General features: G+C 67.4%; 21 protein-coding genes and 1 other RNA gene. 13 read left to right on the top strand and 9 right to left on the bottom strand.

Going from position 1 to position 19,156, the window contains the following annotated elements; translation table 11 throughout:
- Nucleotides 1–137: 137 nt before the first annotated feature.
- Together ABZ319_RS07700 and ABZ319_RS07695 are read right to left on the bottom strand one after the other, a co-directional pair.
- Entirely contained in the window at nucleotides 138–599 is a 462-nt protein-coding gene (locus ABZ319_RS07700; RefSeq protein WP_354985540.1) for a hypothetical protein, read from the bottom strand.
- A 72-nt stretch (nucleotides 600–671) separates the two neighbouring features.
- A complete protein-coding gene (locus ABZ319_RS07695) occupies nucleotides 672–1,169 on the bottom strand; it encodes a hypothetical protein (protein WP_354985539.1) in 498 nt (165 codons plus the stop codon).
- 252 nt (nucleotides 1,170–1,421) lie between these two features.
- Here ABZ319_RS07695 and smpB point away from each other — a divergent pair, with 252 nt between their 5' ends.
- The 3 genes from smpB to ABZ319_RS07680 all read left to right on the top strand — a co-directional run bounded on the left by smpB (nucleotide 1,422) and on the right by ABZ319_RS07680 (nucleotide 3,107).
- The gene (gene smpB, locus ABZ319_RS07690; protein ID WP_354985538.1) at nucleotides 1,422–1,898 is read left to right on the top strand and encodes an SsrA-binding protein SmpB; all 477 of its coding nucleotides are present in this window, start codon (nucleotides 1,422–1,424) and stop codon (nucleotides 1,896–1,898) included.
- Between the two features lie 136 nt (nucleotides 1,899–2,034).
- Nucleotides 2,035–2,406: a transfer-messenger RNA gene (gene ssrA, locus ABZ319_RS07685) on the top strand.
- Between the two features lie 176 nt (nucleotides 2,407–2,582).
- A complete protein-coding gene (locus tag ABZ319_RS07680) occupies nucleotides 2,583–3,107 on the top strand; it encodes an NUDIX domain-containing protein (RefSeq protein ID WP_354985537.1) in 525 nt (174 codons plus the stop codon).
- 9 nt (nucleotides 3,108–3,116) lie between these two features.
- On the opposite strand, the gene ABZ319_RS07675 is transcribed toward ABZ319_RS07680, so the two are convergent.
- Nucleotides 3,117–3,263 carry a hypothetical protein gene (locus ABZ319_RS07675; RefSeq protein WP_354985536.1) on the bottom strand — a complete coding sequence of 49 codons (147 nt, stop codon included), beginning with the start codon at nucleotides 3,261–3,263 and terminating at the stop codon, nucleotides 3,117–3,119.
- A gap of 116 nt (nucleotides 3,264–3,379) precedes the next feature.
- Between ABZ319_RS07675 and ABZ319_RS07670 the strand changes: the two genes are divergently transcribed.
- Nucleotides 3,380–4,003 (top strand): hypothetical protein, encoded by a 624-nt coding sequence (locus ABZ319_RS07670; RefSeq protein WP_354985535.1) that lies wholly within the window; start codon nucleotides 3,380–3,382, stop codon nucleotides 4,001–4,003.
- Between the two features lie 56 nt (nucleotides 4,004–4,059).
- Here the strand turns inward: ABZ319_RS07670 and ABZ319_RS07665 are convergent, their stop codons facing one another.
- Nucleotides 4,060–4,545, bottom strand: coding sequence for a hypothetical protein (locus tag ABZ319_RS07665; protein ID WP_354985534.1), 486 nt, complete (start codon nucleotides 4,543–4,545; stop codon nucleotides 4,060–4,062).
- Between the two features lie 182 nt (nucleotides 4,546–4,727).
- Entirely contained in the window at nucleotides 4,728–5,411 is a 684-nt protein-coding gene (locus tag ABZ319_RS07660) for a DUF899 family protein (RefSeq protein WP_354985533.1), read from the bottom strand.
- Between the two features lie 168 nt (nucleotides 5,412–5,579).
- Here ABZ319_RS07660 and ABZ319_RS07655 point away from each other — a divergent pair, with 168 nt between their 5' ends.
- Together ABZ319_RS07655 and ABZ319_RS07650 are read left to right on the top strand one after the other, a co-directional pair.
- Nucleotides 5,580–6,884: a cyclopropane-fatty-acyl-phospholipid synthase family protein gene (locus tag ABZ319_RS07655; protein ID WP_354985532.1), complete on the top strand. Its 1,305-nt coding sequence runs from the start codon at nucleotides 5,580–5,582 to the stop codon at nucleotides 6,882–6,884.
- 241 nt (nucleotides 6,885–7,125) lie between these two features.
- Nucleotides 7,126–7,827, top strand: a complete 702-nt coding sequence (locus ABZ319_RS07650) for an HAD hydrolase-like protein (protein ID WP_354985531.1) — start codon at nucleotides 7,126–7,128, stop codon at nucleotides 7,825–7,827.
- A 12-nt stretch (nucleotides 7,828–7,839) separates the two neighbouring features.
- Here the strand turns inward: ABZ319_RS07650 and ABZ319_RS07645 are convergent, their stop codons facing one another.
- On the bottom strand, nucleotides 7,840–8,619 hold the full coding sequence (locus ABZ319_RS07645; protein WP_354985530.1) for an XRE family transcriptional regulator: 780 nt from the start codon (nucleotides 8,617–8,619) through the stop codon (nucleotides 7,840–7,842).
- A 185-nt stretch (nucleotides 8,620–8,804) separates the two neighbouring features.
- Between ABZ319_RS07645 and ABZ319_RS07640 the strand changes: the two genes are divergently transcribed.
- Together ABZ319_RS07640 and ABZ319_RS07635 are read left to right on the top strand one after the other, a co-directional pair.
- On the top strand, nucleotides 8,805–9,314 hold the full coding sequence (locus ABZ319_RS07640) for a hypothetical protein (protein WP_354985529.1): 510 nt from the start codon (nucleotides 8,805–8,807) through the stop codon (nucleotides 9,312–9,314).
- Between the two features lie 46 nt (nucleotides 9,315–9,360).
- The gene (locus ABZ319_RS07635; protein ID WP_354985528.1) at nucleotides 9,361–10,320 is read left to right on the top strand and encodes an ATP-dependent DNA ligase; all 960 of its coding nucleotides are present in this window, start codon (nucleotides 9,361–9,363) and stop codon (nucleotides 10,318–10,320) included.
- A 54-nt stretch (nucleotides 10,321–10,374) separates the two neighbouring features.
- On the opposite strand, the gene ABZ319_RS07630 is transcribed toward ABZ319_RS07635, so the two are convergent.
- Nucleotides 10,375–10,587 (bottom strand): DUF5302 domain-containing protein, encoded by a 213-nt coding sequence (locus ABZ319_RS07630; RefSeq protein WP_354985527.1) that lies wholly within the window; start codon nucleotides 10,585–10,587, stop codon nucleotides 10,375–10,377.
- A 182-nt stretch (nucleotides 10,588–10,769) separates the two neighbouring features.
- On the opposite strand from ABZ319_RS07630, the gene ABZ319_RS07625 reads away from it, so the two are divergent.
- Nucleotides 10,770–11,663 (top strand): bile acid:sodium symporter family protein, encoded by an 894-nt coding sequence (locus ABZ319_RS07625; RefSeq protein WP_354985526.1) that lies wholly within the window; start codon nucleotides 10,770–10,772, stop codon nucleotides 11,661–11,663.
- Nucleotides 11,664–11,714: 51 nt separating this feature from the next.
- Here ABZ319_RS07625 and ABZ319_RS07620 read toward each other — a convergent pair whose 3' ends face one another.
- On the bottom strand, nucleotides 11,715–12,131 hold the full coding sequence (locus tag ABZ319_RS07620) for a nuclear transport factor 2 family protein (RefSeq protein WP_354985525.1): 417 nt from the start codon (nucleotides 12,129–12,131) through the stop codon (nucleotides 11,715–11,717).
- A gap of 215 nt (nucleotides 12,132–12,346) precedes the next feature.
- On the opposite strand from ABZ319_RS07620, the gene ABZ319_RS07615 reads away from it, so the two are divergent.
- The 4 genes from ABZ319_RS07615 to ABZ319_RS07600 all read left to right on the top strand — a co-directional run bounded on the left by ABZ319_RS07615 (nucleotide 12,347) and on the right by ABZ319_RS07600 (nucleotide 16,533).
- On the top strand, nucleotides 12,347–13,675 hold the full coding sequence (locus ABZ319_RS07615) for an MFS transporter (RefSeq protein WP_354985524.1): 1,329 nt from the start codon (nucleotides 12,347–12,349) through the stop codon (nucleotides 13,673–13,675).
- Nucleotides 13,676–13,793: 118 nt separating this feature from the next.
- Nucleotides 13,794–14,450: a VC0807 family protein gene (locus ABZ319_RS07610; RefSeq protein ID WP_354985523.1), complete on the top strand. Its 657-nt coding sequence runs from the start codon at nucleotides 13,794–13,796 to the stop codon at nucleotides 14,448–14,450.
- Between the two features lie 137 nt (nucleotides 14,451–14,587).
- Nucleotides 14,588–15,079: a VOC family protein gene (locus ABZ319_RS07605; RefSeq protein WP_354985522.1), complete on the top strand. Its 492-nt coding sequence runs from the start codon at nucleotides 14,588–14,590 to the stop codon at nucleotides 15,077–15,079.
- Nucleotides 15,076–16,533, top strand: a complete 1,458-nt coding sequence (locus ABZ319_RS07600) for an FAD-binding protein (protein ID WP_354985521.1) — start codon at nucleotides 15,076–15,078, stop codon at nucleotides 16,531–16,533. Before ABZ319_RS07605 ends, ABZ319_RS07600 begins: the two co-directional genes overlap by 4 nt.
- On the opposite strand, the gene ABZ319_RS07595 is transcribed toward ABZ319_RS07600, so the two are convergent.
- Complete coding sequence (locus ABZ319_RS07595; RefSeq protein WP_354985520.1) at nucleotides 16,509–19,154, bottom strand: DUF4132 domain-containing protein; 2,646 nt, start codon at nucleotides 19,152–19,154, stop codon at nucleotides 16,509–16,511. The genes ABZ319_RS07600 and ABZ319_RS07595 overlap by 25 nt on opposite strands.
- Between the last annotated feature and the right edge of the window lie 2 nt (nucleotides 19,155–19,156).

Genomic DNA, 19,156 nt, shown 5'->3' with positions numbered 1-19,156 from the left:
GCCTAGGACGCCGCCCTCTCAAGGCGGTAGCGCGGGTTCAAATCCCGTCGGGACTACTTAGAAAGGCCCCCAACCGTTTTCGGTTGGGGGCCTTTCTCATGCGCGGCGCCCTGCCCAACGCCGCCGGCTCGACGGGCTTACGAGCCCGAGCTGCCCGACCCGAAGCTTCCGGTGTCCCCGGCGCAATCGTCGGATTCCTGGACCTGCACAGGCGGCGTTCCTGGTGCGGCGGCCACCACTGTGACGGTCTCGGACTTGCTCTTCCCGCCCACGCTCACGGTGATGATGTGCGACCCGGGCGTTGCCGGGGTCCAGGTGAAACTGGGGACCTTCGCGGCAGGGCTGTACCCCGTACCGCTGCCGAGGCAGACGCCGTTGTCACGGAAATACGCGCGGTTGTTGAAGATCGTGCCCAGGTCGGCCTCGACCATGTACTGCACCGTGTACTCGCTGCCCACCGTGTACGTGGTCCCGAGAACGTCGACCCAGGTGACGCCCGCCGCCGCCTGTGGTGCGGCCACGGCCACCACGGCCGAGGTCGCCGCCAAAGCCGATACGCCCCAGCCGATGCGGCGGCGAACTGTGCTGTTTGTGCTCATATCTGTCCTTGGTTCTTACACGCGACGCAAGATCGGCGACTGTGGGAGTCACCGGCGCGGTGATGGAAAATCTCAGGAGCCCGCGCCACCAGAGCCGGAGCTGCCGCCGAAACTGCCGCTGCCGTCGCATCCGGTGGTGGTGGCGGGCTCGGGTGTGCTGCCCGCGGGCGCCTCGGCGACGTTCACGGTGAACGAATCGGATCGGACGCCGTAGGTCCCGTACGACTTCGCGGTCACGGTGTGAGAACCGGCGGTGGTCGGAGTCCACCGGAATCTGGCCGGACTCTGGAGCATCGTGGATCCGAATCCCCAGCTGACGGTGACGCTGTAGATGCACTTGCCGTTGTCGGTGACGACGTACTTCTCGCCGATGAAGGCCGCGTCGCTGTCACTCTCGAGCCACATGTCGACGCGATACGTGGTCCCCGCCACCACGGGCTCGTCCGGTGCCACCAGCGCGCCGACGCCGGCCGACGCCTGGGGTGCGGCCATCGCCACCGTGGCCGAGATCGCGGCCAATGCCGTTACGCCCCAGCCGATTCGGCGAGCCGGGCCGCTGCGTGTACTCATCCATCGCTCCTTGTTCCATGACCCCGATCGGCGGGGTCGAGGAACGCTAACGTCCGGAATGAGTGAAAAGTCTCGATTTCAGAAAACCGCCGTGCCAGCAATTCCTGGGGCATGACGGGCTCGGCGTTCGGCCCGCTACCTGCTGGTTCACCGGTTGTGGGCAAGTGTGGGGGCTGCCCGGCCGGCCGGGTTCCGGGGCGGTTGCGGGCGTGTGGAATAAACGGCTGGCGCGGCTGATTATTGTTGGTCGTTATGAAGGAAAAGGGGCGCAAGGTTATCGCCACGAACCGCAAGGCGCGGCACAACTACGCGATCATCGACACCTACGAGGCCGGGATCGCGTTGGTCGGCACCGAGGTGAAGAGCCTGCGCGAGGGTAAGGCGTCGCTCGTGGACGCCTACGCCAGCATCGATGACGGTGAGGTGTGGCTGCGTGGCCTGCACGTGCCCGAGTTCTCGCACGGCTCGTGGACCAATCACGCGCCGCGACGCACCCGCAAACTGCTGCTGCATCGCCGTGAGATCGACAAGCTGCTCGGTAAGACCAAGGAGTCCAGCCTGACGCTGGTTCCGCTGTCGATGTACTTCTCGGACGGCAAGGTCAAGGTCGAGCTGGCGCTGGCCAAGGGTAAGCAGGACTACGACAAGCGCCAGGACCTGGCCAAGCGCGATGCCGAGCGGGAGGTTGTCCGCGAGGTCGGGCGCCGGATCAAGGGCATGCGCGGCTGACCGTTCCTCCGGGAACGCGCAGGTCGGAAACGCCCGCGTGACGCGCGGATAATGGGATGATCCGCTGTTTCAGCGGTGTTAGTATGACTGGGCCCGGTGCGAGCCGGGTGGTTCACTCGAATCGGTGAACACAGACGGGGCTGAACGGTTTCGACTGCGTACGTTGATTCAGGGGAAGCGTGTCAGTGCAGGCAGGAGACCACTGTATAAGCGTCGCTGCAACCCTATAAGCGCCGATTCCAATCAGCGCGACTACGCTCTCGCTGCCTAAGTAGCGAAGCGTGTCTGTCAGCCCGGGTTCGCCCTCGACCCGGTCACTGGCATCAGCTAGAGGGCTTACCGTTCGGCTCGGTCGCGGAGTTGAACGGAACATCAAACAGCGACTGGGATCGTCATCCTGGCTTGTTCGCATGACTGGGAGATCCGAGTAGAGACGAAGCGAACTGCACACGGAGAAGCCCTGGTGACACGGCGGAGGACCCGGGTTCGATTCCCGGCAGCTCCACTGACACGAAGGCCCGGTCCTCGGGGACCGGGCCTTCGTCGTTTCGGCCGCCCGCGGATCCGACGGGGCGGTTCGAAGCGCGTCGCCATGTCGACTGCGGCCGGACGCCAAGAGCTGGATTACCGGGCCCGCCCGGTGGGGTGACCGGTCCGCTCCCGCGACTGCTCCGAATCAGGGGAATGGGGAGTCACGCGGGTAGGACCTACTTGTGCCGGGACATCAACGGCGACGCGCATCTGGTGCCCGAAGAGGACCTGATTCAACGGACCTCGGCCTACATCGTGGCTATACGGGACGACACCGTATTACTGGTGCGGGACGGGTACGCGGGACAAGGGCTGTGGGATCTGCCCGGGGGCGGTCTGGAGGAGGGCGAGGACCATCTGGATGCCCTCGATCGGGAGTTGCTGGAGGAGACGGGACTTCGGCTCGAGGGTGAGCCGGTCTACCTGACCGAGTTCATCGAGTACTTCTTCGACCTTGGAACGCGGTCGGGGTGGGAAAGTACCCGGCGCTACTACGCCGGTGGGGTGACCGGGTCCACGATGGTCGGTGGCAACGGCACGGATGTCACGGCGTGCGAGTTCCGTCCGCTCCCACTGAACACATCGGAGGCAGGGGCGGTGGCGCGGAAGATCACCGAGTTGGCCCTGTCCCGCGACATCCCAGCCGGTGGTCGAGGTCCTCGAACGCGTTCTTCGTGAAAGTGGCCTTCATTTAAGCTCTTTCGAGAGTTTTTCGAGGTCGACCTCGACGGTGTCCCCGGACTCGAGCTGAGCGATGCCTTGTGCGAGCCGGGCAGCGTTGGCCGGGTGCTCGATCAGCGGATGCAGGTTCGACCCCGTGTGTTCGGGCGACATCGAAGTCATGATCGGTCCTCTCGCGATGGCCTGTTTCGTGGTTCCGGATTACGGTACGACTCAACGATCCGAGGCTGCGGGAATCCTGGCAATTGCACGGTGAGGGGGATTCTGGGGTGAATGAGGATCGGGAGTACAGCGCAGCGCTGGGGATCGGGGATGTGGGGGAGAGGGTTGCCGCTTTTCGGCGGTTGGCGGCGGAGCGGACCGATACCTCGACGCGGTATTACGACGACGAGCCTGCCTTCTATCAAGCACGTGCGCTGTTGGAGATCGTTCGGCAGGGTTTGGCGGAGGACGACCCCGGAGCGGCCAAGGAGTTGTTGTCCGACGCCCATCGATTGATCAGGACCTTCGATGATTCGGTTGATCGGAGCAGCGGATTCCATGAATTTCGGCAGCTGTGGGCGCGGGTGGAGGGGAATGACCCGCGGGGGCCGCGGATCGACTGGGAGAACCTCGGGGAGAGCCGCTACTACCGGCCGGCGGGGCGGGGAGCGGACCGGGAGTCGGCCACCGGGGAACTGGTCGCGGAGATCGGGGTGGGGCATCAGCTATTCGGGCGGGCCCTCGAGGTTGTTGCCTACGGGCCGGGTTACGACGATGTCGTGGTGCGGGTCGGGGACGTCGGCGACACGGACGTTCGGTACGTCATCGTCCATCTGACGTACAACTTGCGACCCGAGCCGCCGCCGTGGCCGGCCGTGGTGGACGACGTCACATTTCAAGGGCATTGGTAGCGCCCGGTTTTCGGTGCGAAGAACCCCGGTCCGGTCCGGACCGGGGAACCGTCACCTCAGGGCAGGTTTGCTTCCAGCTCCGCGCGGAGGCCGCCGGGTTTGGGGCCGTCGCAGCCGGTGCGGGGGTTGGGGAGCAGGGGCGGGGTGCCGCCGAGGGCGGGGGTTACGTAGACCGTTTGAGAGACGGTGCGGCCGTTCATCGTCGCGGTGATCGTGTGGGGGCCGGGGGTGGTGGGGGTCCAGCCGACCCAGAGGTTCTCGGGTTGCTGTTTGTTCGAGGAGCCATAGGCGGGACGGCCGGGAACCCAGCGGCCGGTGAAGCACTCGCCGTTGTCGGTGAACACGATCTGGTGGCCGGTCTGCTCCACGTCCGTGTGATACGAGATCGTGTATGCCGTTCCCACCGTGAAGGATTGGCCGGGCGACAGCTCGATGTCGAGGGCGGACGCCGGCGCGGCGGCGAGCGCCGTCAATGCCGAGGCGAATGCCAAAGAAGTTGTGCCCCAAACAATTCGACGTGCCATATCGCTGCGTGTTCCCATCCCCGGACTCCTCTATCCCGGACCCCTGACGAGGGGGTCGAGGAACGCTAACTTCCAGCGGCCGGGAAGGGAATAGCTACGTGGGTGTGTGGCTGCCCGCAATTCTCGGGGCGCGGATATCAAGGACCCCGGAATTCGCGGGCCGGGGTGAACTCACCGGCCCGCGAGAACCGTTGTGAGGGTTACGCGTTGCCGTAGGCGGCGGCCACGTCCTCCGAGCCGACCCAGCGGCTGTAGGTGGGGGACTGGGGCCAGCCTTCTGGGGAGTCCTGCCATTCTTCCTGGCGGCCGTAGGGGAGCAGGTCGATCAGGGAGAAGGTGTGGGTCAGTTGCTCGGTGCCGCGGCCGTTGGTGTGCCAGGTCCGGTAGACGGTGTCGCCCGAGCGCAGGAAGACGTTCACGGCGAAACCCTCCTCGGGGGCCGCGTCGACGTCGGAGCCGAAGGGGCTGTTCGCGGTCGAGTACCAGGTCATCTTGTTGCCCACGCGCTTCTTGTAGGCCAGGGCCTCCTCGATCGGGCCCTGGGTCACGATCACGAAGCGGGCGTCGTAGTTGTCGAGGAACTCCAGGCGGGTGAACTGCGAGGTGAAACCGGTGCAGCCGGGGCACTGCCATTCCTTGCCCGGTGACCACATGTGGTTGTAGACGATCAGCTGGGACTTGCCGTCGAAGACGTCGGCCAGGCTGACCGGGCCGTCCTCCCCCTCCAGCGTGTAGTCGGGCAATTCGACCATCGGCAGGCGGCGGCGTTGCGCCGCGATGGCGTCGAGTTCGCGGGTCGCGGCCTTCTCGCGTTTGCGCAGGGCGTCGAGTTCGTGCCGCCAGGTGTCGGCGTCGGTGATGGGCGGCAATGCTGTCGGGCTCATGGGGGTCCTCCCTTGACCGTGGACGCAGAATGCGTGCTGAAGGTATAGACCCGGCCCGGGACACGAATTCATCGGTCCACGCCGATCGAATTCGCGCGCCGATCGCGATCGGCCCGCCACGCGTCCGGGATCCCCGATTCGACGGCACGATAGGGGCAAAGTGGACATATGGGCAGTGACGCGACAGTCGCGGAGACATTCCGACCCCTGCTGCGCCTCGCATTCGGCGCGTCGCCGCCCCTGAATTTCGAATTCTGGGACGGCAGCCGGGCTCCGGCCGCCGGGCAGTCGCCCGGCACCCTGCGGATTCGGTCCAAGGACGCGCTGGCCCATATGGTCTGGGCCCCGGGCGAATTGGGCCTCGGCCGGGCCTTCGTGTCCGGCAGCGCAGACCTCGACGGCGACCTGTTCGCCATGCTGCGCGCCCTGCAAACCGCCGTCCCGGGCAACGCCCGCCTGGGAGCGGCCGGTGCGGTGCGCGCGCTCGGCGCGGCCGGGCGGCTCGGCGCACTGGGCCGCCGGCCCGAACCGCCCCGGGAGGAAGCTCGCCCGCGACGCGGCCGCGCGCACACCCGCGCCCGGGACGCGGCGGCGATCAGCCACCACTACGACGTCGGCAACGATTTCTACAACCTCGTCCTGGGCCCGAGCATGACGTACTCCTGCGCCCGGTTCACCGCGCCCCACGACGACGGCACCGGCCCGGCCGATCCCGCGGTCAGCCTCGCCGACGCCCAGCGCGCCAAACACGACCTCATCTGCCGCAAACTCGGCCTGACCCCCGGCCTGCGCCTGCTCGACGTCGGCTGTGGCTGGGGCTCGATGGCCATCCACGCCGCCGCCACCTATGGCGCACAGGTCGTCGGCGTCACCATCAGCCGCGAACAGGCCGACCTCGCCCGCCGCCGCGTCGCCGAGGCGGGCCTGTCCGCGAACGTCGAGATCCGCCTGGCGGACTATCGCGACCTGGGCGGCGAGCACTTCGACGCCATCTCCTCGATCGGCATGTTCGAGCACGTCGGCTCCGAGCGCGCCGCCGAATACTTCGACACCCTGCGCGCACTCCTGCGCCCCCGCGGCCGGCTGCTCAATCACGCCATCTCCGCCCGCGGCGGCTCGAAGATCCCCCCGCGCTCGTTCATCGGCCGCTACGTCTTCCCAGACGGCGAGCTCCGCGACGTCGGCGAAGTCGTATTGGCCATGGAGCGGGCCGGATTCGAGGTCCGCGACGTCGAATCCCTGCGCGAGCACTACGCCCTGACCCTGCGCGCCTGGGTCGCGAACCTGGAAAGGGACTGGCCCGCCGCCGTCGCCCTGGTCGGCGAGGGCCGCGCCCGAATCTGGCGGATCTACATGGCCGCCTCCGCCCTGGGCTTCGAGGACGGGGGCCTGGGACTGCACCAGGTGCTGGGCGTGGTTCCGGACGAACACGGCGGGGCCGGTCTGCCCGGTACCCGCCGGGCCTGGGGGTAGGGCGAGGACGGGCAAGCTTGGGCCGGGCGCTGATTGCGTTCCCGAGACGCGAAATCACCTTTCGGGTATGGGAAGGGAATCCGGATCGCTCTGCGCTGAAAACTTAGCGCGGAGATAATTCCGTCGACGGTCGATGTTCTATCGCGCACGACATGGAACATGTGAACCCTCGCATCGGCTGCGAATAAGTCTGGGTAACTCCTGGGGCTTGATCCCTGCTACTCCGGTAGGATCGCCCAGCATGGGTGAGTTGCTCGTCCTATGGGACATCGACCATACATTGACCGAGAATAATGGGGTAAACAAGGAGATATACCGACTGGCGTTCGAGACGCTTACTGGTCGGTCGGCGGAGCATCGTGCAAGGACCGATGGCAGAACAGAGCCCGTGGTTATGCGGAACATGCTCATAGATCATGGAATCGAGCCGACCGCCGACCTCATGTCTAGCTTGCTGAAAATCTTGAATTCGACGACAGCATCGAAAATTGACACCTTACGGGAACGAGGTCACGAGCTGCCCGGTGCTCGTGAAGTGCTGACCATTCTCCAATCCACGCGCGGGGTCGTTCAGTCTGTCCTCACCGGTAATACGGGGCCGAATGCCATTGTCAAGTTATCGGCATTCGGTCTTGACTGCTTCATAGATTTCGAGGTGGGAGGATACGGCTCCGACCACGATGAACGGGCCCGGCTGGTCGCCTTCGCCCAGCAGCGGGCATCGGCAAAGTTCGATGCGTCATTCGATAGCTCCAACACCCTGGTCATCGGGGATACAACCCGTGACGTCGAGGCGGGGTTGAACGGCGGCGCCCATGTCATCGCGGTGGCGTCGGGGTCTGACGGAATAGAAGAACTCAGAGCCTCCGGGGCTGAGATAGTCCTGCCGGACCTCAGAGATACCGAAGCTGTTGTAGCTGCCGTGACGAGATTTCGGATATGAGCTGAGGAGGAGTTAGTGGCGGCTCATGGTCGCGACACGTTGTTTCCAGAATTTGGATTCTTCGATATCCGAGGAAACATCCCAGACTCGATCGAAACTGCGGGCGTACATATCAAAGAAGTCTCCGCCCATCATCCGGCGCAGATGGAGGATCGGGGCCATGTATCCATACATTCCATAGACATGCTGGTTGATCAGCATCTCGTCGTCGTATATAAAGATCGAGTTGTAGAGCGTTTCCGATTGCAGTCGAAATGCAATCCCGGATGTTTCTACAAGTGGAGCGTAGTATGACAATGCCATGCGGACGCGTGCCGGTATTCCCTCGAACAGTCGCTCTTCTACGCCGCGCCTTACGCACATTTCGCTATCTGGGTCAGCCATGAGTATGCGGACATCCGCGCCGTTATCCGCTTTCCTCTTCAGTATTTCGATCGAGTCCGGATTATCCTCCGGAAGGAACAGGCTCGCATTGGCGTAGAGCCAAACTCGTTTGCTTGCGCTTTGGAGCAGATCCAGCCAGAGATGCCGGGGAACTTCGGAACGATGCGGATACAGCGTCACGATTTCGGCCTGAGATGCTGCCTGCCTGTCCATCTCCAGATTCGGCCAAAGCCACACCGGTGAGACCCCGAGGACCTTGGCGGCGCGGAGCGCGGCATTGCGCCGGGGTGTCACCCCTCGGGTCACCCAGCGCTGAACGCTCTTCGGGTCCAGTCCGAGCTCAGCCGCGAGCGAGCGCTCGTCGTAATCGCTGTCGAGCAACGTGGCGCGGAGCCGCTCGTTGGGCATGGCCGCCGTACCCTTCTGGGACGTTGAGGGGCGTTGATGTTCGGAGGATACGTCCCGCTACGTTCCCGCCGCGCGGTTTCTACGCCGGCCTGTTCTTCGTAGCGTCGATGTCGGGCGTCCGGGGTCGTTGGAGTCTCGGCCCCGGACCGCCTCACCAATCGTGGACCGTCTGCCGGGGAGGGATCGTGAGTCATCAACCACCGCAACGCCGCAGGCTCTACATCTTCGACGGCGGGGTACTGGAAACCACCGCTTACGGCGACGACGACGATGCGGGGATCTACCTGGAATGGAGACCTCGCCGCGATCGAGAATCCGCCGTGGACCCGGACGAATCAGGGGATGAGATGGACTACCGGCCAACGTGTCTGGGGTACGTGAACGTGCAGGTGTCGGGTCGGAGCCGGGGGCGGGACGAGGCCGAGATCCGTACGCTCGCCGAGCGGTTCGGCTACGACTTCTCGGACATGGTGGTGTACGACCCGAAGTTCGGCCGGCCGCCGTTGGCTCGGCTCAACGCCCAGATCACCCGGCTGGATGCCGAGGCGGTGATCGTGCCGTCGCTGGCGCACCTGATGGACGTGGTGCCCGAGCCGCTGGTCGGGCGGGTCGACGTGATCACCGTGCATCCCGAGCGCACCTATGCCCGGGAGGCGTCGGCGTCCCGGTGGGATCTGCCGTCGGCCCGGCCGTAGCGCCGTGTCGGTTGACGCGGGTGCGGATGGGGCGCATGGTGGGCCGATGGGCGACGGGGTTCGGGACGGGCTGAAGTTCAGCAGTTTGGGTGATCCGCTGTTCGACGGCGCGGACGCCACCAAGGGCGAGCTCATCGACTATCTGGAGGCGGTCGGGGAGCGGCTCGTGCCGGGGCTGCGGGAGCGGCCGCTGTCGGTGGTGCGGGTGCGGCCGGGGCAGGAGCCTTTCATGCAGAAGAACCTGCCCAAGTACACGCCCGACTGGGTGCAGCGCGTGACCCTGTGGGCGGGCAGCTCGAAACGCGAAGTCACCTACGCGCTCTGCGAGGACGTCCGCACCCTGCTGTGGTTCGGAAACCAGCGCGCGGTCGAGTACCACGTCACCCTGCTGCTCGCCGAGCAACTGCACGACTACTCCGGCGGGCCAACACATCTCGTCCTCGACATCGACCCCGCGCCCGAACAGCCGTTCACGCAGGCCGTGGCCGCGGCGGAGCTGATCCGCCGGGCGCTGGCGGCCGACGGCCTCGCGGGCGCGGTGAAAACCAGTGGCTCCAAGGGCGTTCACATCTTCGTCCCGGTCGCGGACGCGGGCCTGGAGGACGCCGCTGCCGCCACCCGAGCCATCGCGGCCCGCGCCGAACGCCTCGATCCCGCACTCGCCACCACGGCTTTCATCCGAGAAGACCGGGGCGGCAAGGTCTTTCTCGATTCGACCCGCGCGGGCGGAGCCACCGTCGTGGCCGCGTACAGCCCGCGGATCCGGCCCGGTGCGACGGTGTCGTTCCCGGTGAGCTGGTCGGACCTGCCCGCTGTTCACCCGCGCGACTTCACGATTCGCACGGCGCTGAAACAGCTCGGCGACCGTGATCCCTGGGCCGAGGACATGCCCGCCCCGCAGCGCCTGCCCGCCGACCTGATCGCCGAGGGCCACACCATCCCGGTGGCCCGGGTGCAGGCCATGCACGAAGGCAAACGCCGGGCACGCGCCCGCCGCGACACCTGACGGAACGAAAAACGGCCCCCGGCAGCGACGCTGCCGGGGGCCGAGTTCGCGGTCCTATCCGCCCGCGCGACGCCGGAAGGTGCGCTTGCCACCCGCGGCGGCGTGCGCGCCGTGCACCTTTCCGGTGTTCTTGCCGGCCCCGCCCGCCGCGGCGTTCGTTCCGTTCTTGCGCTCGAGGGCTTCCCGGAACTTCCGCTTGGTCGCCTCCTGTGGCGACTCCTGCACCGCGTCCGCGGAATTCGCTTGGACTTCTTGTTCATCGGCCATGGGCCCAGCCTCCCACCTTCGAGCCTCCGCGCGGCACTCGATTACCGAGCACAACTCCTATTAGGGCGATTTGTCCGGATATGCTGCGACCCGGGTCACTCTCGAGCTACCCTCCATCCAATCTGAGACGAGTCGGTCTCAGATATGGGTCCACGGACCCGGCTCGATGATTGAGGAACACCATGAACTCACCGTTCGTCTCCGTGGGGCTGCCGCTGGCCCTGGCCGCGATCATGTTCGGCCTCGGGCTCTCGCTCACGGCCGAGGACTTCACCCGGATCGCCCGGACCCCGAAGACCGTCGCCGTCGCGCTGGCCTGCCAGCTGCTGATTCTGCCTGCGGTGGCGTTCGGCCTGGTGCTGCTGTTCGACCTGACGCCGATCCTCGCGGTCGGCATGATGCTGCTCGCGGCCTCCCCGGGCGGGACGACGGCCAATCTGTTCAGCCACCTGTTCCGCGGTGACGTCGCGCTGAACGTCTCGCTCACCGCGGTCAACTCGATCATCGCCGTGGTCACCGTCCCGCTGGTCACCAACTTCGCCATCGGCTACTTCGACCCCAGCGACGGATCCGGAACGCTCGGACTGCAATTCGGCAAGGCTGTGCAGGTCTTCGCGATCGTGCTCATCCCGGTCGTGCTCGGCATGGTGGTGCGCAAGTACGCGGTCGGGTTCGCGGACCGCATGGACCGCCCCGTGCGAATCGGCTCCGCGCTGGTGCTCACCATCGTCGTCGCGGGCACCATCGCGGCCGAGCGCGCCAACCTCGGCGACTACTTCGTGCAGGTCGGCGCCATCGTCGTGCTGTTCTGCGTCATCAGCCTGACCGCCGGCTACTTCATCCCGCGCTGGCTCGGTATCGACTTCCGGCAGGCCATCGCCTGCTCGATGGAGGTCGGCGTGCACAACAGCACGATCGCCATCACCATCGCGATCAGCGTGCTGGACAGCACCGAGATGGCGGTCCCGGCGGCGGTGTACGGCGTGCTGATGTTCCCGCTCGCGGCCTCGGTCGGCTGGCTGCTGACCCGGCAGCGCGCGGCCGAGCCCGCGGTGGCCGAGCCCGTCGCGGACTGACCCCGGCGCGGCCCGACCCGGCGCGGGCCGGGCCGCGACCCGCGAATTCGCCTACGCCCCGGCGGTTTCGCGCAGGATCTGGTCGGTGGCCTCCTGCTGGATGCGCTCGAACTGCGCGCCCATGGCGGCGGCCAGGGCCTGCGCACCCGAGAGCGGGCGCACCATGACCATGAATTCGACGATCTTGCCGTGCTCGTCGAAGGTGAGGAAGTCGCAGCCGGTGACGGCCTTGCCGTCGACCTTGGTCTCGAACAGCAGCGCGTGGTCGCGGCCGTTCTCGTTGGCGATCTCGCGGACGTAGTGGAAGTCCTCGAACACGCGCAGCACCCCGCGCAGGATGGCCGCGGTGATGGCCTTGCCCGGATAGGGCTTGAAGGCGACGGGGCTGATGAACACCACGTCATCGGCGAGCAGGGCCTCGATGGCCTCGGCGTCGCGCGCCTCGACGGCCTGTCGGAAGGAAGTCACCGAACACCTCGCATATGCAACTCGTTGAATAGACGTTGGGGACCCTACCCGGCCGCGCGCCGGAACGCCATGCCCGCCCACCCGCGGCGCCGATTCAGGAAAGTCGGCGTCGGCGGCGTGTCGCCCGGGTCCGGCACCCGGCGTCGCGGGTACGTTCGCCAACGCTTGCTTGTTATTAGCTAACCGAGGTGTTCGAGGCGTCCGCGAGGAGAGCTATGACAACCGTCATCGACGATGCCCCCTTCACCGGATTCCACAAACGACTCGCCATCGCGTGTTCGGGCGGACCGCTGCTGGACGGCTACATCCTGAGCATCGTCGGCACGGCCCTCATCGGCATGACCCCCGAACTCGATCTGAGCACCGCCGACATCTCGCTGATCGGCGCCGCCGCCCTGGTCGGAATGTTCGTCGGGGGCGCGCTTTTCGGCGTGCTGACCGACAAGATCGGCCGCGAGGTCATGTACACCGCCGACCTGGTCGTCATGGCGGCCTGTTCGATCGCGTCCTTCTGGGCCGAATCCATCTGGCTCATCGTCATTCTGCGGTTCGTGCTCGGCATGGCGGTCGCCGCCGACTATCCGATCGCCACCTCGTTGCTGGGAGAGTGGTTGCCGCTCAAGCAGCGCGGCAAACTGCTCGGCTTCCAGATCGTGGCCTGGTACGCCGGATCGGTCCTGGCCTACGTGGTCGGCTACCTCTGCCTGACCTTCATCGGCGACGGCAGCTGGCGCTGGCAGCTCGCCAGCGGCGCGGTGCTGTGCGCGTTCTTCCTGATCATCCGGCAGAGCACCGCCCCGGAATCACCGCGCTGGCTGGCCCAGCACGGTAAGCCGGAGAAGGCCGCCCGAATGATCGAGAAGTACCTGCACGTCAAGGTCGATCCGGCGGATCTGATCGAGGGTGACGTGTCCCTGGAGGAGCACGGCTCGATTCGCGCCCTGCTGCACACGAAATACCGCAAGCGCCTGGCCTTCTGCTGCGGCTTCTTCGTCTGCCAGGTCACCGTGCTGTTCGCCATGCTCACCTTCGGCCCGCAGATCCTGACCTCCTTCGGCATGCCCGAGGGCACCTGGATGGACACCCTCGGCACCGCGCTCATCAGCATGGTCTTCCTCATCGGCTGCCTGCCCGCCATGCGGTTGATCGACACCATCGGCCGCCGCCCGGTCATCGTCTGGTGCTTCGGGCTCATGGTGCTGCCGGTGCTGTTCATCGGCATCTGGCCGGGCATGCCCGCGATGCTCGCCTTCCTCATGCTGTGCCTGTACGCCTTCTTCTGCGGCGGCCCGAACGTGCTGGACTGGACCTATCCGAACGAGCTGTTCCCCACGCACATTCGAGCCACGGCGGTCGGGGTGACCACCTCGGTCAGCCGCATCGGCGCGGCGCTGGGCACCTTCCTGCTGCCGTGGTCGCTGACCAATCTGGGGATGGGGCCGACGTTCCTGTACGCGGCCGGGATCACCGTCATCGGCTTCCTCATCTGCCTGTGGGGCGCGCCGGAAACCAAGGGCCGCAGCCTCGAATCCGCGGCGTCCTAGCCCCGCCGCCCATGACGACTGTCATGGGCGGACCGTGATGGTTGGCAGGTCCGCCGGGGTTTCGCCGTCCGTAGCGTCATTTCTCGTAGCGCACAGTCGAATACGAGGAGTGCCAGCCATGACCACCACCGCGCCCGCCGTGACCGCCCCGCAGGGCAAGACCGACCGCCCGTCGCTCGTGAGCATGCTCGCGCCCATCGCCCGCGACATCGCGATTCCGGTCGCCGCCTACTACGCGCTGCACGCGCTGGGGTACTCGGACCTGGTCGCCCTGCTGGGCGGCGCGCTGTGCTCGGCCGCCATCGTCGTCTTCGGGGCGGTGCGGGCGCGCCAGGTCGATCTGTTCGCGGGCGTCGTGCTCGGCGGCTTCCTGGTCGGGCTGGCCGGCGCGCTGGTGAGCGGGGACGCGCGCATGGTGATCGTGCGGGAATCCTTCGGCACCGTGGTCGTCGGCGCGGCCTTCCTGATCAGCGCGCTGATCGGCAAGCCGCTGACCTACGCCGCCGCGCGCAAGGCCTTCGCCGCATCGCCGCACCTGGACGTCATGGAGGAGGCGTACCGCACCAATCCGGCTGTGCGACGGCTGCATTCGACCCTGGCCCTGGCCTGGGGCATCGCCCTGGTGGCCGAGTCGGCGCTGCGGATCGTGCTGGCCTACCGGCTGCCGGTGAGCACCATGGCGTGGCTGTCCAGCGTGCTGATGATCGGCGTCATGAGCATCATGGGCGTCGTGTCGTTCCTGGTGATCAAGCTGATCAAGAAGACCGCGAACTAGCCGGTTGCCCGCGACGGCCCGGTCCCCTCGGGGGCCGGGCCCGCGTCGCGTTCGGGGCCCGGCAAGTTCTGAGTTTGCGGACTGCGCATTTAAGCGGTTGTGATTAACTGCCGGGAGGATCGGTGAATGGAGCGAGCATGACGGTGGCGCACGGGCCGATCACCCAGATCGCATGGGTGGTCCCCGACATCGAGGTGAGCGAGAGCTTCCTGGGCACGGTGCTTGGCGCGCGCAAGTGGACGCGCATGCCCGAGGTGCACTTCGGACCCGAAACGTGCACCTACCGCGGCGCCCCCGCGGACTTCACCGCGCACATCGCGCTCGCCTACAACGGCGACACCCAGCTCGAGCTGATCCAGCCGGTGCGCGGCGACTCCATCTACACCGAATTCCTGAACGCCTCCGGGCCGGGACTGCACCACATCTGCGTGGAGCCCGAGGATTTCGACCAGACGTTGAAAGACGCGGCGGCGCAGGGCCTGGACGTGGTGCAGCGCGGCGACATGGCGGGGCAGATGCGCTTCGCCTACCTGGACGGCGCGGCGGCCGGAGTGCCCTTCATCGAGGTGGCCGAGGTCGGCGAGAATATGCGGAAGTTCTTCGAACAGATCAAGAGGGAAGCACAGTGAGCGCACGGCCGGTCAATATTGTTGCGGCGGAATCGATTACCGAGTGGACGGCCGAGGTCGACGTGCTCGTCGCCGGCTTCGGCATCGCCGGTGGCTGCGCCGCGGTCGAGGCCGCGAGCCGCGGCGCGCGGGTGCTGCTGCTCGAGCGCGCGGCCGTGGCCGGCGGCACCACCGCGCTGGCCGGCGGCCACTTCTACCTCGGCGGCGGTACCCCCGTGCAGCAGGCCACCGGGCACGCGGATTCGGCCGAGGAGATGTACAAGTACCTCACTTCGGTTGCGCGCGAACCCGAACCGGAGAAGATCCGCGCCTACTGCGACGGCAGCGTCGAGCACTTCACCTGGCTGGAGAGCCTGGGATTCGAATTCGAGCGCAGTTACTACCCGGAGAAGGCGGTCATCCAGCCCGGCACCGAGGGGCTGATGTACACCGGCAACGAGAAGGTCTTCCCGTACCGAGATCAGGCCGTGCCCGCCCCGCGCGGGCACAAAGTGCCGGTGCCCGGCGACACCCAGGGCGCGGCGCTGGTGATCGACCTGCTGGTCAAGCGGGCGGCCGCGCTCGAGGTCGACGTCTGGTACGAGACCGGGGTGACCGACCTGATCGCCGACCCGGACGGGACCATCGTCGGGGTGAGCTGGCGCCGGCCCGGGGAAACCGGTGCGGTGCGGGCGAAGTCGGTCGTGTTGGCCACCGGCGGTTTCGTCATGAACGCCGACATGGTCGCCGAACATGTGCCGTGGCTGGCGGAGAAGCCCTTCGTGCTCGGCACCACCTACGACGACGGCATCGGCCTGCGCCTGGGCCTGGCCGCGGGCGGCGCGGCGCGAAACATGAAGCAGGCCTTCGTGACCGCGCCGGTGTACCCGCCCGCCATGCTGCTCACCGGCCTCGTGGTCAATCGCGACGGACAGCGCTTCGTGGCCGAGGATTCCTATCACGCCCGCACCTCGGCGTTCGTGCTCGAACAGCCGGATGCCGCGGCGTATCTGATCGTGGACTCCGAGCACATGGAACGGCCCATGTTCCCGCTGGCCCCGTTCATCGACGGCTGGGAGACGGTCGAGGAAATGGCGACCGCGCTCGGAATCCCCTTCGAGGCACTGCAATCCACCCTCGACCGCTACAACGAGAACGCCGCACGCGGCGAGGACCCGGACTTCGGCAAATCGGCGGACTTCCTCGCCGCGCAGGACACCGGACCGTGGGCGGCCTTCGACCTGACCCTGGGCAAGGCGCTGTACGCGGGCTTCACCCTCGGCGGCCTGTACACCTCCGCCGACGGGGAAGTGCTGCGCGAGAACGGTTCACCGATCCCCGGCCTGTACGCCGCCGGTGCGGCCGCCGCGACCCTGGCCCAGGACGGCAAGGGCTATTCGAGCGGCACCCAGCTCGGCGCGGGGTCGTTCTTCGGCCGTCGCGCCGGGGCTCACGCGGCCAGCCGCTCCAGCTGACGCAGCAGCTCGGAGGCGGTGACCGGGTCGAAGGCGCCGAACGTGCCGCCGGTCAGCCGCACCGAGACCACCCGCTGTTCCTCCGCCTCGTAGCTGTATCCGCCCTGAATCCCGGGAGACAGGGCGACCCGCACCACGCGGAACGTGCCGAACCTGCGATAGATGCCGTCGTGCGAGACCACCCAGCCGTATTTGCGCAGACCGTAGATGCGGCCGGTGATAATCCGCCGATCCGCGAAGCGGTCGAGGGTCTCCCCGGCCGCCTCCTCGGGGGTGAAGCCGTGCACGTCGCGATCGAGCTGCTCGAAGGGCTGGAGCAGTTCGTAGTCCCGGAACTGTTCCCGCCAGCGGGGCAGCGAATCGCCCAGGTGCAGCGGGTGCGCGATGCCGAGCAGGGCGTCCTCGGCGAGCTCGTACGGCTCGTCGTCCACGTCGGCGAGACTGTGGTCCTGATCGACGCGGAACGCGCCGGCCACCGCACCCGTAGCGTCGAACTCCGCCCACACCAGGCGGCGCGCGAGGTGACCGAGCACCGGATGTTCGAGGATGAGGGAGCGGAAAGCGGGTGCCCGCCAGCGTCGTCCGTCGAGCATGGCGGATTCGAAGCGCCGAATCTGCTCGGCGGTGGCGGTTTTCAGTTCCTCGCTGAACTCCCGGAATGATCGGTAGGCGGCGGGGGCCAGCTCGGGATCGTCGGTGGCGGCGGGCCGGGGCAGTGTCCGCAGCGACCGGCCGTCGAGCATGATCCGCGGCCGCAGTTCATGATCCAGCGACACGGTGAACCGGCGGGAACCGTAGTCCAGGGTCCGGACGCCCGCGGCCAGGCCGAGCTGGGGGACCACCCGGTCGGCCAGTTCCTGCTCGTTCAGGCCCAGTGCGGCCGAGAGCGCTTCGACCTTCTCCGATGCCCTGGTCCGCACGCTGTCGTGGCGGCTGCGCTCGGCGATGCCGTGCAGCTGGGTGAGCGCGACGTCGCCGCCGATCGCGGCGATCACCTCGACCGCCTCGACGGCGCGGGCGCTGCCGGATTTGCTGGGCCAGGCATTGATGAACGGGACCAGTTGGCGCACGGTGTCGTCGGTGCCGACCAGGGCCAGCGTACGCAGCACCCAGCCGCTCTTGGCGGGATAGGCCGCCAGGTGCCAGGCGTCGAAGATCGCCCAGCCGAACGCGGCGGCGGATACCGGATCCACGGCCGCGATCACCTCCGGGGCTCCGGGTGCGTCGCCGTCCGGTCCCCACGCCATGAGCAGGCTCACCCAGCGCACGGCGGCGGCCTCGGGCAGCGCCCGGTCCGATCCGCGCACACGCAGCTGTGGAAGGAGCTGGGGCGCAAGCCATTTGGGGACGCGCGCACCCCGCTTCGGTGCGGCTGCGGTCAAGGCGGCGGGTAGTTCGTCGGGGGCTGCCTCGGGCAGTCGCCGGGCCGTTTCGAGCAGTGGAACTGCCTGCTCGGCAACATATTCCGCGACCAGCTCCGGATGTTCGACCGCGTGCAGACGCAGTGCGCGCACGACTTCCGGCGCGCCGGCAGCGGCCGCCTGCCGGGACAGCAGGCGCATGGCCCGCTTCGGATACCGGGCCGTGGCCCGGGTCAGCTCGGCCCGGACGGCCTTGTGGTCCATGCGGTCCAGCAGCGCCTGATACGCGGCATCGGTGGGGATCTCGGACAGCTGGACGGCGAGGGGTTTGACGTCCTGCGCGGTCCGCGTGCCTTCGCGCCGGAACTCGGCCTCGATGACCGGAACCGCGTCCGGCCCGACCTGGGTCAGCAGACTGTAGAAGGGCGCGTCGCCCCGCATGAGCGGCTGTGTGATCTCCAGGAAGCGGGTCAGCTGCGCCGGTGTGGTGAGCGCGCTGACCAGCATGGACACCGGATGGTCGTACGGGGACGAACGGGGCAGTCCGGCCAGATCCTGATCGAGCCAGTGTCGTTGTTCCGGAAGCAGATACGAGGTCGCCAGCCGCGCCCACAGCGCGCCAGGATCGGATCGCAACGCCGTGAGCCGCCGGACCGCGTCGGTGTGGTCCGCGTCCGGCGCGGTGGCGAGGTCCGCGCGCACCCGCGTGGCGATGTTCCCGAAGTTGGTCCAGCCGATGTGGTCGCCGGGCAGGACGCGAATCTCGTTGTGCCAGCCACCTTCCGGTCGCCGGACGCGCTCGATCTGGAAGCTCCGGTTCCACACCGTCGCCTCGGCGGCGAACCCCACGCCGTGCTCGAGCACCCAGCTGTCGGCGAAGAGATCGGCGAACTCCGCGCGCACGTGGTCGTAGTGCTCGATCATCGCACCGCAGCAGGACCAGCGGTCGTAGGCCACCAGTCCCCAGACGAGCCCGGCCCCGATCGGCGTCGCCGCCGACTCCGGGGCGTCGAGATAGGTCTGGGCGGCATCGGCGACGTCACCGAGCCCGGCGGCGCGCAGCTGCGCCAGACTCTCGGTGATGCTCGATCGGAACGGCTCCAGCGCCGCGCCGAGCGCCGCGGTCGCCGCGGGATCGATTGCGCGCGCCCGCAACTCCCCGTGCCCGCGGAACGGTTCTGCCCGCGCCCACCAGTGTTCGGGCACGGTCCACAGATCCTCGTCGTGCGTCTGCTCGTCTCGTCGCGCGCTCCCCGCCATAC

This window comes from Nocardia sp. NPDC005978 (genome assembly GCF_040614455.1).
Taxonomy (GTDB): domain Bacteria; phylum Actinomycetota; class Actinomycetes; order Mycobacteriales; family Mycobacteriaceae; genus Nocardia.
This window is presented reverse-complemented; position numbering and strand designations above follow the sequence as displayed.

Coding starts and splice junctions, on each gene's coding strand:
- ABZ319_RS07700 (WP_354985540.1), bottom strand. CDS start 599: ATGAGCACAAACAGCACAGTTCGCCGCCGCATCGGCTGGGGCGTATCG.
- ABZ319_RS07695 (WP_354985539.1), bottom strand. CDS start 1,169: ATGAGTACACGCAGCGGCCCGGCTCGCCGAATCGGCTGGGGCGTAACG.
- smpB (WP_354985538.1), top strand. CDS start 1,422: ATGAAGGAAAAGGGGCGCAAGGTTATCGCCACGAACCGCAAGGCGCGG.
- ABZ319_RS07680 (WP_354985537.1), top strand. CDS start 2,583: ATGGGGAGTCACGCGGGTAGGACCTACTTGTGCCGGGACATCAACGGC.
- ABZ319_RS07675 (WP_354985536.1), bottom strand. CDS start 3,263: ATGTCGCCCGAACACACGGGGTCGAACCTGCATCCGCTGATCGAGCAC.
- ABZ319_RS07665 (WP_354985534.1), bottom strand. CDS start 4,545: ATGGGAACACGCAGCGATATGGCACGTCGAATTGTTTGGGGCACAACT.
- ABZ319_RS07660 (WP_354985533.1), bottom strand. CDS start 5,411: ATGAGCCCGACAGCATTGCCGCCCATCACCGACGCCGACACCTGGCGG.
- ABZ319_RS07655 (WP_354985532.1), top strand. CDS start 5,580: ATGGGCAGTGACGCGACAGTCGCGGAGACATTCCGACCCCTGCTGCGC.
- ABZ319_RS07650 (WP_354985531.1), top strand. CDS start 7,126: ATGGGTGAGTTGCTCGTCCTATGGGACATCGACCATACATTGACCGAG.
- ABZ319_RS07645 (WP_354985530.1), bottom strand. CDS start 8,619: ATGCCCAACGAGCGGCTCCGCGCCACGTTGCTCGACAGCGATTACGAC.
- ABZ319_RS07635 (WP_354985528.1), top strand. CDS start 9,361: ATGGGCGACGGGGTTCGGGACGGGCTGAAGTTCAGCAGTTTGGGTGAT.
- ABZ319_RS07630 (WP_354985527.1), bottom strand. CDS start 10,587: ATGGCCGATGAACAAGAAGTCCAAGCGAATTCCGCGGACGCGGTGCAG.
- ABZ319_RS07625 (WP_354985526.1), top strand. CDS start 10,770: ATGAACTCACCGTTCGTCTCCGTGGGGCTGCCGCTGGCCCTGGCCGCG.
- ABZ319_RS07615 (WP_354985524.1), top strand. CDS start 12,347: ATGACAACCGTCATCGACGATGCCCCCTTCACCGGATTCCACAAACGA.
- ABZ319_RS07610 (WP_354985523.1), top strand. CDS start 13,794: ATGACCACCACCGCGCCCGCCGTGACCGCCCCGCAGGGCAAGACCGAC.
- ABZ319_RS07605 (WP_354985522.1), top strand. CDS start 14,588: ATGACGGTGGCGCACGGGCCGATCACCCAGATCGCATGGGTGGTCCCC.
- ABZ319_RS07595 (WP_354985520.1), bottom strand. CDS start 19,154: ATGGCGGGGAGCGCGCGACGAGACGAGCAGACGCACGACGAGGATCTG.